Here is a 14,690-nt window from a genome sequence, read left to right on the forward strand (position 1 = left end):
TCCTGATTCGGGCGATGATGGCTTCAACGCGCAGCGAGATGGGGGCGGACGACAAAGCCAGGTTCGAGAAATTCGCCGCCGGCCGCGACGACGAGATCGCCGGCCGCCAGACCGCCCTGGACAAGGGCGCTGGCACCAGCGAGGCCAAGCATGCGCACCGGCACATCGCGCAAGCGGTTGCCCGCGCCAACGACGCGCACACTTTGGCTGCCGTCGCGACCTTCCAGGACAGCCGATATAGGCACGCTGGCCGAGGCGGACAGAGCGTCGCCAGGCAGCATCAGTTCGACCGTCGCACCCGGCGCCGGCGCCCCGGCCACAACCGCAAAGCGGGCGTCACGGCCGCCCGCGCCATTGTCGCGGGCGCTGATCCCGATCAGTCGCGCCTGGCCCATCGTGCCGGCGCCGCGAAAGGTGACGGCTGTTCCAGGTTGCAGCCGGGCTGCGGCAGCCGCGGGTAGTGCCGCGCTGACCAGGCGATCGCCGTGCGCCTCGATCTCGAACACCGGCGCGCCCGGTGCAAGCATCGCCGAAAGCATGGCGGGGCGTGCCGCGACAACGCCACTGGCGGGTGCCCGTACCAAGGCCAGCATCCTGTCGCGCCGTGCCTGGCTGGCCTGCACGTCGGCCAGCCGCAGCGCAGCGCGCGCCGTCGCCGCTTCGGCGAGTGCCGCGTCAAGCTCGGCCGGAGAGGCTGTGCCGTCGGCAACCAGTTGCTGCATGCGTTCGGCGTGGCGGCCGCGTTCGGCAGCAGTGGCCGCGACGCGCGCCGCTTCTGCGGCTGCTGCGCTGACACGAAGGTCAAGCGGCGCTGCATCAAGCCGCGCCACCACCTGCCCCGCCGTGACGCGATCGCCAACATCGACGAGCAGCGCAACGACACGACCGCCCTGTTCGGACGCAACGACGTGCATCCGTGCCGCGCGCACGGTGCCGATCACCAGATCGGCAGGGTTTGTCGGCGCCCCTGCCCGGCTGACGAGAACGGTGCGCGGCGTGGCCGTGGCGGTCTCCACAACCGCGGGCGAGCAGGCCGGCAGCGCCAGCGCGCCACATAGAATAAAAATAAGGGAGGCCTTGCTCACATTATACTCCTGTTGAAGCGACGGGCCACGCCGCAGCGCGCCCGCAAGGATCGTGACGTCAGGGTTCAAGCGATGGGGAGGAGGGGTGCCTTTACGGCTGCCAGCGCCTGGAAAACAAAATTGTCAGCGGCGGCGATCAACTGCTCGGTCTCGGCGAGGCCGAAGGCGAAGCGGCCAATCATGCCGTCATACAGCGAAACGATCAGCCTTGCGGCTGTCGCCGGTGCGAAGTCGCTGCTGAGTTCACCCTTGGCCTGATATCGTTCGATCAATGCACCGAGGACGTGCACCAGATGGTCATCGGCGGCCTTGACCACCGCGGCGATGTCGGGATTGCGGGATGCCTCGGCCAGGATTTCCAGCCGCAGGCGGCTGTCCTGGACAACATCGAAATCCGAGATCAGCAGGCGGTTCGCCATTTCCAACCCTTCGCGAAAGCTGCCGGCCGCCTCGACCGCCTCGACGAGCTCAAGATCGCCGGCGAGATCCTCTTCGATCAGCGCCCTGACGAGATCATCCTTTGTCGCAAAATATTGATAGAGGTTGGCGACGCTGACCCTGGCCTCGGCGCTGATCTCCGCCGTGCTGGCCGCATGAAAGCCCTTCCGCGCGAAACAGGTGCGGGCACCCGCCAGTATCTGTTCCCGCCGCAGCGCGCGGGCTTCCTCGTTGACCGGGCGACCAAGGGTCGAATGATGCGGCAGCTGAACCATGATGCCACTTTACATAAGTGTTCGCTTATTTATGTCAATCCACGAATTCCCGATTATATCAGCGATAGACCTATACGCTTGAATTAAAGCGACTTAATCCTGAATCATCCCGATGAGCAGTGCCCTGCAGTCGCGTTCAGATAGCGAATCACAAGCCGTGAGGGCTCAACAGCACTCATTTGGGCCTGCCTGCGCCGCCGCGGTGCCGCAACTGGTGCGGAGATGGCCAGTATCACCGGCTACACATTGGAGGATCGGCTGCTGCTTCGCTTCGTGCTGGCGCAGGTGGCGACATTGACGCGACCGGTGGCCGTGCGGGCATGGCGACCATCGGAGCAAGCTGATCTGATGCGCGGCGTCATCGACACGCATCCACCTGGCTGGCGCACACCAAGAAGCGCAATCCGATCCTGATGATCCTGCGCTGGTGGCACCCCTGGCTTGCAGAGTGGATAGCCTCCGGGAAATCACGGCCGGTGCAGATGCGACTCCGCTGGAATAGCATGCGCCGGGCTTTGGGGCTGAGCAGCAACGTGGAACCGAAATGCATTCGCCGCAGCATGGCGACCTGGCTGCGTGAAACCGGCGTGCCGGAACGGGAGATGGAACAGTCACTTGGTCATGCCGTGATCGGTTCGACCGGCCGCTACATTGCCATTCGCCCAGAGGCGATGGCCATAGTGCGAAACACGCAAGAAAGAATCCGGGTTTGGTCCGATGCGCTGTGCGATCCTGGCGTGCGGACCATTTGCGGACCACCGACAAGTTCGGCGGCATGGTAATCGAGCGGCGACATTCCGCCAACATGTTGCCTGCAATTGCGAAATACTGGTGGGCGGTGAGGGTTTCGAACCCCCGACCCTCTCCGTGTAAAGGAGACGCTCTACCGCTGAGCTAACCGCCCGCCAGCAGCCGCCTAGCGGGACAGCAGCAACGATGCAAGGTTGCACGCTCACGCCGGCGCTGCCAATGTCGGGGCGATCAAGATCAGGAGCTGCCCACGATGTTTTCCCGGCTTTTCCTCGAACACCCGCGCTGCGTGAACGAGACCTATACAGAACATATGGGCGCAGCCTGCGGGGTGGGTGGGCGCCTGCTGGTCGCCAGCTTCAAATGCTTCGTGCATGGCCTGGTGCCCGGCCTCTACAAGACCGCAGGGTCCGACGCGATCGTGGCGCTGTACAACGATATCGCACCGCGCAAATTCGATCAGCCGACCTTCTGATGGCGGCAACCGGGGAACATGCCATGACCGATAACGCCCCAAACACCGCTGGCGAACTGGGCCTGTGCCCTGACCGGCTGGCGCGGCTCGATGCCCTGCTCGCCGCGCAATATCTCGAAACCCGCCGGCTGCCGTGCACGCTCAGCCTGGTCGCCCGCCACGGTGAGATCGCCCATATCGGCGTGCAGGGCCTGGCCGATGTGGAACGCGGGATTCCGGCCCGCGAAGACACGATCTTCCGCATCTATTCGATGACCAAGCCGATCACGTCCGTCGCGCTGATGATGCTGGTCGAACGCGGCCTGATCGCGCTGGATGATCCGGTGCACAAATATATCCCGGAATGGAAGAATCTCGGCGTGTTCGTCGCCGGCACCCACCGCACCGGGTTCCAGACGCAGCCAGCCGCACGGCCGATGCAGGTCGTCGATCTGTTCCGTCACACCGCCGGACTCACCTATGGCTTTCAATTGCGCACCAATATCGATGCCGCCTATCGCGCCGAAAAGATCGGCGAGATCGAAAAGGCCGGCACGCTGGAAGGCATGATCCAGGCGCTGGCGAAATTGCCGCTGGAATTCTCGCCCGGCGACGCGTGGAATTATTCGGTGGCCACCGATGTGCTCGGCTGGCTGGTGCAGGTGGTGTCCGGCCGCCCGTTCGAGCAGTTCCTGGCCGAAGAGATTTTTGCACCCCTAGGCATGGTCGATACCGGTTTCCACGTGCGCGACGGGCAGCAGCACCGCTTTGCCGCCTGCTATCAGCCGAAGCGTGATGGCACCATCGAGCTGCAGGATGATCCGACCACCTCCGCCTTTCTCAAGCCGCCCTCGTTCATGTCCGGCGGCGGCGGGCTGGTTTCGACGGCGCAGGATTATCTGCAATTCTGCCGGATGCTGCTGAATGGCGGCACATTGGGCGGCCATCGCCTGATCAGCCGCAAGACACTCGATCTGATGACCGCCAACCATCTGCCCGGCGATGCCGCCATTTCCGCCATGAGCCGCAGCCTGTTTTCCGAAGCCGCCTATGATGGCGTTGGTTTTGGTTTGGGCTTTGCCACCACGCTGGCCAAGCACAAGACGCTGATGCCCGGCAGCAACCGCGATTATTTCTGGGGCGGCGCCGCCAGCACCTTCTTCTGGGTGGACCCGGAGGAAGATCTGATCGGCATCTTCATGACGCAATTGATCCCGTCGTCGACCTGGCCGGTGCGCAAGCAGATGCGCACCATGGTCTATGCCGCGATGGATGATTGAGGGGGCGACACGCGGGAGCCGGGCGCACCTGCTGACCGCCCATCGCGTAGCGGTCCGCCGCTGACCTCGGAGCCTGTAGGGCGCTCGTCTCGACAGAGAGAAAATTGCCTCCGGCGGGCAGGGCCTGAGGCCCTGCACCCACTTTCGTTTTCAGGCGCGCCTGCCCCACAGGCTCACCCGTCACCCCGGACTTGATCCGGGGCTTGGCTTCCAATGGCTGACAGTTCAATCCCCGCCTGCTAGCGTGCATCCCGTTCGCCAATCGGGGAAATCGCTTGAGCCGGCAATTGATCAATGAATATCGCGCCGATCTTGATCGGTTGCGCAGTGTATCGGGCAGCCGCCGCGAAAGCGTCTTGCGCGAAGCCTTCAAGGATCTGCTGAAACGCTGGGGCAAATCGCAGGATCTGCACTTCGTTCCTGAACACGACATTCTCACCCCGATGAAAACCCGCATCTATGTCGATGGCGCGCTGTTGCACGCGCTGCGGGTGCCGTTCGGCTATTGGGAAGCCAAGGACGCCGACGACAATCTCGATGATGAAATCGCCGACAAGTTCCGCAAAGGCTACCCACGCGACAACATCATCTTTTCCGACGATCATACCGCCGTGCTCTGGCAGGATGGCCATGAGTGCCGCCGCGTCGCCATGGACGATATAGACAAGCTGCACGATCTGCTCAGCCTGTTTTTCGCCCACCAGCGCACGGAGATTGCCGATTTCAACAAGGCGGTGAAGCAGTTCGCCGCCGATCTGCCCGCCGTGCTGGAATCGCTGCGCAGCATCATCGCCGACAAGCGCAGCAGCAGCGCCAGCTTCGCCGCCGCCGAAGCCGCGTTTCTGGCCCACGCCAAGAAAGCCATCAACCCGGCCGTCAGCCAGGATGATGTGCAGGAAATGCTGATCCAGCATATCCTGACCGAAGACATTTTCGCCAAGGTGTTCGACAACCCGGATTTCCACCGGCAAAACAACGTCGCCAGCGAACTCTACAAGCTGGAAGGCGTGCTGTTCGGCTATGGCGAAAAGCAGAAGCTGCTGAAGGCGCTGGCCCCCTATTATTCCGGCATCAGCGCGACCGCCGCCGTCATCCAGAGCCACAGCGAAAAACAGGGCTTCCTCAAGGGCCTGTATGAAAATTTCTACAAGGTTTACAACGCCAAGGCGGCAGACCGGCTGGGCGTGGTCTATACGCCCGGCGAAATCGTCCGCTTCATGATCCGCTCCGCCGACTGGCTGTGTGAAAAACACTTCGGCAAGAACCTGATCGATCCCGGCGTCGAAATCCTCGATCCCGCCACCGGCACCGGCACCTTCATCGTCGAACTGCTGGAACATTTCCGCGGCGATCACGCCAAGCTGCGCCACAAATACAAGGAAGAACTGCACGCCAACGAAATCGCCATCCTGCCCTATTACGTCGCCAATCTGAACATCGAGGCGACCTATCAGGCGGTCACCGGCCAGTTTGCCGAATTTGTTAACCTGTGTTTTGTCGACACATTAGACAATGTTAGGGCACTGCAAGCAGTAAAGGGCGCAACACATTTTGGTGATCTGTTTGGATCGGTAAGCACCGAGAATATGGAACGCATCAATCGCCAGAATGAACGTCCAATTAGCGTTATAATTGGAAATCCTCCCTATAATGCTAATCAGCAAAGCGAGAATGACAATAATCAAAACCGAACATATGGATTTGTTGATGCAAATATCAAAAGCACATATATCAAAGAAAGCAATGCTCAAAAGACCAAACTCTATGACATGTATACTCGCTTCTATAGATGGGCTAGTGACCGCTTGAAAAGCGACGGCATTATTGCGTTTATCACAAATCGTAGTTTTATTGATGGCAAAACCTTTGATGGATTTCGGAAGATTGTTTCGAAAGAGTTCGCGGAAATATGGGTTGTGGACCTCGGCGGGGACGTTCGGGCAAATCCAAGTTTGTCTGGCACCAAACACAACGTATTTGGCATTCAGACAGGTGTTGCAATTGCGTTTCTGGTTCGTCGCCAAGATTCTAGCGGTTCAATGATAAAATATGCTCGGCGCCCTGAGGCCGAAACGGCCGAAGAAAAACTTAGCTGGTTGGGTCGAAACGATCTGCGCACGATTCAATTTTCAACGATAAAGCCTACGGCAGCCTCAACATGGATTAACCAAGGGCTTAATTCATTTTCGGAATTCTTGCCAACCGTTGAACGTGTCGCCCGCGATTCGAACATCGAAGGCCAAAAAGCTACAATATTCGCAGATTATTCGTTAGGTACATCTACGAACCGTGATGATTGGGTTCTAGACGCAGATAAGTCTTCCTTAGTTCGAAAAATCGTTGGGCTCATCAGGCTTTATAGGAAGGCGTATATTAGCGGACGGACCGATGATAATTCTATAAAATGGTCTAGCTCGCTGAAACAGAAGCTAGCATCTGGCCGCAAAGAGTCTTTTTCAAAGCACAATTTTATAGATATGATTTATAGGCCATTCACGATCCGAAAATATTATGATTCGAATCTATTCGTTGACCGTCGGGGCGGTGCAGAAAGATTCTATCGAAAGAGTGGCGGAAATTCCTCCATGATCCTCCTTTATGGAGACCGTCAACCTTTTTCTGTACTGGCTTCCAACCTATTGCCAAACTTGAATCTGTATTCGGCTGATCCGGCCATTTACCTTCCGAAATGGTCCGGCGACCGCATCGACAACATCACCGACTGGGCGCTCACTCAGTTTCGAAAGCACTACCAAGCAAGTCAAGACGCAGGACTGCACACCAGGCAGATCACCAAGGATGCCATCTTCCACTATGTCTACGCCGTGCTGCATGATCCCATCTATCGCGAAACCTATGCGCTCAATCTGAAGCGCGAGTTTCCGCGCATCCCCTTCTATCCCGATTTTGCCCGCTGGGCGGCGTGGGGGGAGGCGTTGATGGCCATGCACATCGGTTATGAAACGGTGGAGCCATGGCCGGTGGAGCGCGTGGAAGTGCCGGCCAAGCGCGCCGCCGGCACCGCGCCCAAGCCGGTCCTGCGGTCCGACCCCGGCGCTGGCAGCGTGATCGTGGATGGTGATACCCAGATCATCGGCATCCCGCGCGAAGCGTGGGATTATCGGCTGGGCAATCGGTCCGCCATCGATTGGGTGCTGGACCAGCACAAGGAAAAGAAGCCGCGCGACCCGACGATTGCTGCCAAGTTCAACACCTATCGCTTTGCCGATTACAAGGAGAGCATGATTGCCCTGCTCGCCAAGGTGGTGCGGGTGAGCGTGGACACGGTGGCGATCACCGAAGCGATGAAGGCGGCGGAGCGGGACCCCGCATCAAGTCCGTGACGGGTTGGGGGTTGGGGCCGCGCGCGGGGGGTGAGGGCCGCCCGAAAACTGACGGGTCAAGGGTCTGCGACCCTTGCCGCCGGAGGCCCTTCCCTGTCCTACACGGCCAAAGCCTGTCATTGTGGCTGGTGACGGCTGGGGTGGAGCGGCACCATGGAGGAAAAATCCACGAAAATCTATTATCCCTGCAAAAACAATGCTGAAGCCCGGCCAGTCTGGAAAATCCGTCAAAACTGGTGACGATGCCCGCCTTGCCAATGGCCAAAAATTTCTCCCCGCTCTGACAGCTTGGCAAACCCTGCCCTGATGCGCCACATCAGGGAACAAGCGATCAGGAGAGCCACCATGACCGATTATGTGCCGCCCAAAGTCTGGACCTGGGACAAGGGCTTTGGCGGGCGTTTCGCCAACATCAACCGGCCGATCGCCGGGCCGACGCAAGAAAAGGTGCTGCCGGTCGGCAAGCACCCGTTCCAGCTTTATTCGCTCGGTACGCCGAACGGGGTGAAGGTGACGGTGATGCTGGAGGAATTGCTCGCTGCTGGCCACACGGGCGCGGAATATGATGCCTGGCTGATCAACATCGGCACGGGTGATCAGTTCGGCAGCGGCTTTGTCGAGGTGAACCCCAACAGCAAGATTCCGGCGCTGGTCGATCATTCGACCGAAACGCCCACGCGATTGTTCGAATCCGGCGCCATGCTGCTGTATCTGGCGGAAAAATTCGGGGCGTTCCTGCCGACCGAGCATCATGCCCGCACCGAGGCGCTGTGCTGGCTGTTCTGGCAGATGGGGTCTGCGCCGATCCTGGGCGGCGGCTTCGGGCATTTTTATGCCTATGCCCCCACCAAGCAGGAATATCCGATCAACCGATTTGCCATGGAAGTGAAGCGGCAGATGGATGTGCTCGACCGGCATCTGGCGGCAAACGAATATATGGCCGGCAGCGAATACAGCATTGCTGACATGGCGATCTGGCCCTGGTATGGCGCGATGAGCCTGGGCCTGTTGTACGAAGCCGGCGAATTCCTCGAAGTGGCAGGCTATGCCAATGTCATCCGCTGGACCAAGCAGATCGGCGAGCGCCCGGCGGTGAAGCGTGGCCGCATGGTCAACCGCCCCTATGGCGAACCGTCCAGCCAGTTGCTCGAGCGCCACGACGCCAGCGATTTCGATACGAAAACGCAAGACAAGATCGGCAAGGGCGCATGAGCGGCGAAACATCACCTCTCCCCACGGGGGAGAGGTCGAGAGACGGCGCAGCCGGCCCGGGAGAGGGGTTTCGCCAACCGCCCGACACGCCCCCCGAAGGCACGTTGGGCCACAGCCTGGCCCAGCGCCGCATCGTGCGCTTCGATCCCGGCCATGCGGTGATCGAATATGAAGTGCTGCCGGCCATCTGCCATAGCGGCGGCGTCGCCCAGGGTGGTTTCGTCGCCGGCTGGATCGATGCCGCCATGGCCCATGCCGTGATGGCCAAATATGGTTTTGAACGTGTGCCGATCAGCCTGGAACTGAAGGTCAGCTACTTCGCGCCGGCCAATCCCGGCCGCGTGCTGGCCGAAGCCTGGATCGAGAAGGCCGGCGGCCGCACGGTGTTCGCCGAAGGCCGGCTGACCACCTTGGACGGCAAGGTGCTGGCCAAGGCATCGAGCACGATCAGCCTGATCGATGCGGCGAAGGTGGCGGCGAAGATGGTGTGAGGGGTTGACATTCGTACCAAATATGGTACATTTCTTGCCATTGGATTGGCCGACCAACCTTGCGTGAATTGAGTGGCCAAGGAGGAGTAGTGAGATGAACAATCAATTGATTTTGTTTGGGAGTTTCCAATGTTCCCCCTCGTCTTCTACAGTACCCCATCCGGCAATGATGTCGTCCTCGATCTGATCCGCACGCTTGATCCCGCCGATCGGCGTGTCATCGGCGAGGATCTGAAAACGCTTCAATTCCGCCATCCGCTCGGCCTGCCGCTGAGCCGGCCATTGGGCAAAGGCCTGTCTGAACTGCGCAGCAGCCTGCCTTCTGGTCGCGAATTTCGCCTGTTCTACTGCTTTGATCGCGAGACATCCCACCTCATCGTGCTGCATGGCTTCATCAAGAAAAGCCAGCGCACGCCGGACAAGGAGATGCGCATTGCCCGTGATCGCCAGCAGGAGTTTTCCGCAAGGCCTCCGCCATGACCAATCCAACTGCCCCTCGCGACATTTCCGGTTTCACCAGCCTTGATGATTGGCTGGCCGAAGAGGGCATTCTCGAAGAAGTTACCTTGGCCGCCACCAAACGGGTGATTGCGCTGCAGCTGGAAGACGCAATGAAGGCGGCCAGCATCACCAAATCAGCCCTCGCCGCCAGCATGGACACCAGCCGCAAGCAGCTTGACCGTCTGCTCGACCCCAATGAGCACAATGTCACCCTGCTGTCGCTGGCCAAGGCAGCGCAGGGCGTGGGCAAGCGGCTTAAGGTGGAATTGGTCGATTGAACGCCGGTCACGGTGCCGGCGTGATATCGATCCGGATGCTCACCCACGTTCCCACCTGATATTGCCCATCAACGCGCGGCGGTTTCACACGGAACTGCCAGGCGGCTTCCTGAATGGCATAGCCCAGGCCGGAACCGGGGGATTCGCCGATGGCCTTGCAATCCTCCACCTTGAAACGGGCCACGGTGCGGCAGGCGATCAGGCCCCAGGCGCCGGGGCGGCCCTTGCCGCGGATGTAGAAGGCCAGCTCGGCATCGGTCGGCTCGCGTTGCCATTCGGCGGCATAAAGCTTGCTGCCATCCGGCGCGATGCCGACCACGGCGCTGTCCGGCGGGCCACCGGCGGCCATCTGCGCCGGCGGGCTTTCGGCTTGCGGCACCTTGGAAATATCGAACCCGCGCAGTTCGGGATCGCCGAAGCTCCATTTTGCCGGCGCGGCATCGGGCGCGGTCACCATCGGCTTGGGCTGCGGCGCTGAACGGGGGGTGGGCGGGCGCACGGCCTGGCGCTGCGGCGTCGGCTTGGCGCGTTCGGGTGTCGGCGCGGCGATGTTCACAGCCACCATGCTGCCGACGCCGGGCTTGCCCTTGGGCTGTGGCGGCGCGAGCAGCAACAGCAGCACGATCAGCAGCACATGCAGCGCGATGACCACGGCGAGCACCGGCACGCGCCGACGCTGCGGCAGCAGGCCGGTTTCGGGTGCGAGGAAGGAGGCGGTGGGTGCGTTCAATCCGGCAACAGACAGCGGGGGAAGATGCCGTCAATAGGCCGGGCCAACCCCTCACCGCTAGTCGAGATTTGGCCGCAGCAACTGTTCGGCGCGTTCCTGGCTCACCCCCAGCCGCTCGGCATAATCCGCCAACTGGTCCGGCCCGATCCGCGCCACGCCGAAATAGGCGCTTTGCGGGTGGGCGAAATAGAATCCGGACACCGCCGCCGTCGGCCACATGGCGAAACTATCGGTCAACGTGATGCCGGCGCGCGCCTCCACGTCCATCAGATCGAAGATATGGCGCTTCAGGCTGTGTTCCGGGCAGGCCGGATAGCCAGGCGCCGGGCGGATGCCGGTATAGCGTTCGCGGATCAGTTCCTCGCACGACATGCGGTTGCCCAGTTCATGCCCCCACAGCTCGCGGCGCACGCGTTCATGCAGATATTCGGCAAAGGCTTCGGCCAGCCGATCGGCCAGAGCCTTCAGCAGGATATCGTTGTAATCATCATGGCCGCTCTGGAAGCGCGCCAGTTGCACATCGATGCCCTCGCCGGCCTGCACCGCGAAACAGCCGAGCCAGTCGGCCTCCGGGTGGATGAAATCCGCGAGGCACATGTTGGCGCGGCCATCGCGCTTGGCGATCTGCTGGCGCAGGAACGGCAGGCGGGCCATCACCTCAGCGCGGCCTTCATCCCCGAACAGCAGCACATCATCACCATCGCGCCGCGCTGGCCAGATGGCGACAACGCCCTTGGGGTGCAGCCAGCGTTCGGACGCGATCTTCGCCAGCATCACCTGCGCATCGGCGAACAGCCCGGACGCGCTTTCGCCGACCACCGCATCGGTGAGGATCGCCGGATAATTGCCGTGCAGTTCCCAGGCGCGGAAAAACGGCGTCCAGTCGATATAGGGGATCAGCATCTCGACCGTGACATCGTCGATGGTGGTCACACCGGTGAAATTCGGTTTGACCGGCGGATGCGCAGCGAAATCGGTGGCAAAGCCATTGGCGCGTGCCTGTTCCAGCGGCACCAGCGCCGATTGGCCGGAGCCGGCGCGCTGCACGCGGATGCGCTCATACTCGGCCGCCGTCTCGTCAACGAAGCCGTCCTTCAGCGTGTCAGACACCAACGTCCCCGCCACACCCACGGCGCGGCTGGCATCGAGCACATGCACCACCGGGCCAGCATAAGCCGGCGCGATGCGAAGCGCGGTGTGCACGCGGCTGGTGGTGGCGCCGCCGATCAGCAGCGGCATCGTCATGCCGACGCGCTGCATTTCGGCGGCGACGTGCACCATTTCGTCAAGGCTGGGCGTGATCAGCCCCGAAAGCCCGATCATGTCGGCCTGATGCTCGCGCGCCGCAGCCAGGATGGTCTGCGCCGGTACCATCACGCCCAGATCGACCACTTCGAAATTGTTGCACTGCAGAACGACGCCGACAATGTTCTTGCCGATATCGTGCACATCGCCCTTCACCGTGGCCATGATGATGCGGCCCTTCGATGAGGTGCCAACCTGCTTTTCCGCCTCGATATAGGGCAGCAGGATGGCGACGGCCTTCTTCATGACGCGCGCCGATTTCACCACCTGCGGCAGGAACATCTTGCCGGCGCCGAACAGATCGCCAACCACGTTCATGCCGGCCATCAACGGGCCTTCGATCACATCGATGGGGCGGGCCGCCACCAGCCTGGCTTCCTCGGTATCGGCCTCCACAAAAGCATCGATGCCCTTGACCAGCGCATGTTCGAGGCGCTTTTCCACTGGCCATTGCCGCCACAAGTCTGCGGCCGGATCGGCAGCCCGGGCGGGGCCGCCCTTGAACTTGTCGGCGACGGCCAGAAGGCGATCGGTGCTGTCGGCGCGGCGGTTGAGCACCACATCCTCGCACAGCTCGCGCAGTTCCGGATCGATCGCGTCATAGACATCGAGTTGCCCGGCGTTGACGATGCCCATGTCCATGCCGGCCTGGATGGCGTGATACAGGAACACGCTGTGCATGGCCCGGCGCACCGGTTCGTTGCCGCGGAAGCTGAACGACAGGTTGGAAACCCCGCCGGAAATATGGGCGTGCGGGCAACGGCGGCGGATTTCAGCGCAGGCTTCGATGAAATCATTGCCGTAATTATTATGCTCCTCGATGCCGGTGGCGACAGCGAAGATGTTGGGATCGAAGATGATATCCTCGGGCGGAAAGCCGATGCCGGTCAGCAATTTATAGGCGCGCTCGCAGATTTCCACCTTGCGCGCGGCGGTATCGGCCTGGCCCTGTTCATCGAAGGCCATCACCACCACGGCCGCGCCATAACGCAGGCACAGCCGCGCCTGTTCGAGGAATATCGCTTCGCCTTCCTTCATGCTGATCGAATTGACGATGCCCTTGCCAGCGAGGCACTTCAGGCCGGCTTCGATCACGCTCCATTTCGAGCTATCGACCATCACCGGCACGCGTGCGATGTCCGGCTCGGCGGCGATCAGGTTGAGAAAGGTGACCATCGCCGCCTGGCTGTCGAGCAGGCCTTCGTCCATGTTGATATCGATGATCTGCGCGCCGTTTTCGACCTGTTGGCGCGCGACTTCGACCGCGGCGGTGTAATCGCCGTTCAGGATCAGTTTCTTGAACGCGGCGGAACCGGTGACGTTGGTGCGCTCACCGATGTTGATGAAGCTGGCGCTGCGCGACCCCTCTCCCGGGCCGGGTAGACCTTCGGTCGCCTGCGGCTCGCCGTGTCTCAACCCCTCCCCAGCGGGAAGAGGTGAATTTAGCTCAGGCTGCATAGACATGCGACTCCAACCCCGAAAGCCGCAGCGCCGGGCGTTCCACTGGCACCACCCGCGCCGGCAGGCCGGCCACCTGCCGCGCCATCGCCGCGATATGCGCCGGCGTGTTGCCGCAGCAGCCGCCAACGATGTTCACCAGACCTTCTTCGGCCCAGCCGCGGATCAGGCCCGCAGTGGTTTCCGGCTGTTCGTCATAGGCGCCCATGTCGTTGGGCAGGCCGGCGTTGGGGTAGGTGAGGATCAGCGTGTTCGCCACTTTCGCCAGCGCCTGCACATGCGCGCGCAATTCAGTGGCCCCGAACGAGCAGTTCAGCCCGACCGCCACCGGTTTCACATGGCGGATGGAATGCCAGAAGGCCTCCACCGTTTGCCCGGAAAGATTGCGCCCGGCGAGATCGGTCAGCGTCATCGACAGCATCACCGGCACGTCGCGGCCGAGATCGTCGGCGGCTTCGGCGGCGGCAAAGGCAGCGGCCTTGGCATTCAGCGTGTCGAACACGGTTTCGATGAGGATGAAATCCACTCCGCCTTCGATCAGCGCATCAATCTGTTCACGGTACACGGATTTGACGCCATCGAAATCCACCTCGCGATAGCCGGGATCGGACACACGCGGGGACAGCGACAGCGTCTTGTTGGTCGGCCCCAGGCTGCCAGCCACCCAGCGCGGTTTGCCATCTGCGGCAATGGCGGCATCCACACACCCACGGATGATGCGCGCGGCCGCCATATTGATCTCGCGCACCCGCCCTTCCAGGCCATAATCGGCCTGGCTGATGCGATTGGCGTTGAACGTGTTGGTGGCCAACAAGTCGGCCCCGGCGGTGATATACCGATTGCAGATGCCGACGATATCGTCCGGCCGCGTCAGGTTCAACAGATCATTATTGCCCTTCTGATCATGGTTGCTGGCCATGGTTCCGGCATAATCGCCGGCCTTCAGGCCAAGCGCCTGGATGGCGGTGCCATAGGGGCCATCCTTCACCAGGATACGGGTGGAGGCGGCAGCGCGCAGGGTTTCGGACGCATGGGAACGCTCAATCATCACACAGCACTCGTGGCTCCCCTCCCGCTTGCGGGAGGGGC

Annotated in this window: 14 protein-coding genes and 1 tRNA gene; 9 read left to right on the forward strand and 6 right to left on the reverse strand. The window is 61.5% G+C overall.

Annotation, left to right across the window (positions count from 1 at the left end; all coding sequences use genetic code 11):
- Positions 1-23: 23 nt before the first annotated feature.
- A complete protein-coding gene (locus AC6UUM_RS12950; protein ID WP_500802687.1) occupies positions 24-1,085 on the reverse strand; it encodes an efflux RND transporter periplasmic adaptor subunit in 1,062 nt (353 codons plus the stop codon).
- A 65-nt stretch (positions 1,086-1,150) separates the two neighbouring features.
- Positions 1,151-1,798, reverse strand: coding sequence for a TetR/AcrR family transcriptional regulator (locus AC6UUM_RS12955; RefSeq protein ID WP_500802688.1), 648 nt, complete (start codon positions 1,796-1,798; stop codon positions 1,151-1,153).
- Between the two features lie 222 nt (positions 1,799-2,020).
- On the opposite strand from AC6UUM_RS12955, the gene AC6UUM_RS12960 reads away from it, so the two are divergent.
- Entirely contained in the window at positions 2,021-2,212 is a 192-nt protein-coding gene (locus AC6UUM_RS12960; protein WP_500802689.1) for a hypothetical protein, read from the forward strand.
- Positions 2,212-2,580, forward strand: a complete 369-nt coding sequence (locus AC6UUM_RS12965) for a tyrosine-type recombinase/integrase (protein WP_500802690.1) — start codon at positions 2,212-2,214, stop codon at positions 2,578-2,580. The genes AC6UUM_RS12960 and AC6UUM_RS12965 overlap by 1 nt, the downstream gene beginning before the upstream one ends.
- Before the next feature lie 47 nt (positions 2,581-2,627).
- Here the strand turns inward: AC6UUM_RS12965 and AC6UUM_RS12970 are convergent.
- A tRNA-Val gene (locus AC6UUM_RS12970) sits at positions 2,628-2,702 on the reverse strand.
- Between the two features lie 99 nt (positions 2,703-2,801).
- Here AC6UUM_RS12970 and AC6UUM_RS12975 point away from each other — a divergent pair.
- The 7 genes from AC6UUM_RS12975 (at position 2,802) to AC6UUM_RS13005 (ending at position 10,108) form a co-directional block, all read left to right on the forward strand.
- Complete coding sequence (locus tag AC6UUM_RS12975) at positions 2,802-3,023, forward strand: DUF6356 family protein (protein WP_500802691.1); 222 nt, start codon at positions 2,802-2,804, stop codon at positions 3,021-3,023.
- Between the two features lie 23 nt (positions 3,024-3,046).
- A complete protein-coding gene (locus tag AC6UUM_RS12980; RefSeq protein ID WP_500802692.1) occupies positions 3,047-4,282 on the forward strand; it encodes a serine hydrolase domain-containing protein in 1,236 nt (411 codons plus the stop codon).
- A gap of 287 nt (positions 4,283-4,569) precedes the next feature.
- The gene (locus tag AC6UUM_RS12985; RefSeq protein WP_500802693.1) at positions 4,570-7,626 is read left to right on the forward strand and encodes a type ISP restriction/modification enzyme; all 3,057 of its coding nucleotides are present in this window, start codon (positions 4,570-4,572) and stop codon (positions 7,624-7,626) included.
- 345 nt (positions 7,627-7,971) lie between these two features.
- Positions 7,972-8,838: a glutathione-dependent disulfide-bond oxidoreductase gene (yghU, locus tag AC6UUM_RS12990; protein ID WP_500802694.1), complete on the forward strand. Its 867-nt coding sequence runs from the start codon at positions 7,972-7,974 to the stop codon at positions 8,836-8,838.
- Complete coding sequence (locus AC6UUM_RS12995) at positions 8,835-9,329, forward strand: PaaI family thioesterase (RefSeq protein WP_500802695.1); 495 nt, start codon at positions 8,835-8,837, stop codon at positions 9,327-9,329. Before yghU ends, AC6UUM_RS12995 begins: the two co-directional genes overlap by 4 nt.
- A 129-nt stretch (positions 9,330-9,458) precedes the next feature.
- Positions 9,459-9,809, forward strand: a complete 351-nt coding sequence (locus AC6UUM_RS13000) for a type II toxin-antitoxin system RelE/ParE family toxin (protein ID WP_500802696.1) — start codon at positions 9,459-9,461, stop codon at positions 9,807-9,809.
- Positions 9,806-10,108, forward strand: a complete 303-nt coding sequence (locus AC6UUM_RS13005) for a hypothetical protein (protein ID WP_500802697.1) — start codon at positions 9,806-9,808, stop codon at positions 10,106-10,108. Before AC6UUM_RS13000 ends, AC6UUM_RS13005 begins: the two co-directional genes overlap by 4 nt.
- Positions 10,109-10,115: 7 nt before the next feature.
- On the opposite strand, the gene AC6UUM_RS13010 is transcribed toward AC6UUM_RS13005, so the two are convergent.
- Genes AC6UUM_RS13010 through AC6UUM_RS13020 form a run of 3 tightly spaced genes read right to left on the reverse strand, consistent with a single transcriptional unit; the run spans position 10,116 to position 14,649 of the window.
- On the reverse strand, positions 10,116-10,838 hold the full coding sequence (locus AC6UUM_RS13010; protein WP_500802698.1) for a hypothetical protein: 723 nt from the start codon (positions 10,836-10,838) through the stop codon (positions 10,116-10,118).
- A 57-nt stretch (positions 10,839-10,895) separates the two neighbouring features.
- A complete protein-coding gene (metH, locus tag AC6UUM_RS13015) occupies positions 10,896-13,559 on the reverse strand; it encodes a methionine synthase (RefSeq protein ID WP_500802699.1) in 2,664 nt (887 codons plus the stop codon).
- Positions 13,560-13,590: 31 nt separating this feature from the next.
- On the reverse strand, positions 13,591-14,649 hold the full coding sequence (locus AC6UUM_RS13020) for a homocysteine S-methyltransferase family protein (RefSeq protein ID WP_500802700.1): 1,059 nt from the start codon (positions 14,647-14,649) through the stop codon (positions 13,591-13,593).
- Between the last annotated feature and the right edge of the window lie 41 nt (positions 14,650-14,690).

It is taken from the genome of Sandarakinorhabdus sp. (assembly GCF_987265915.1).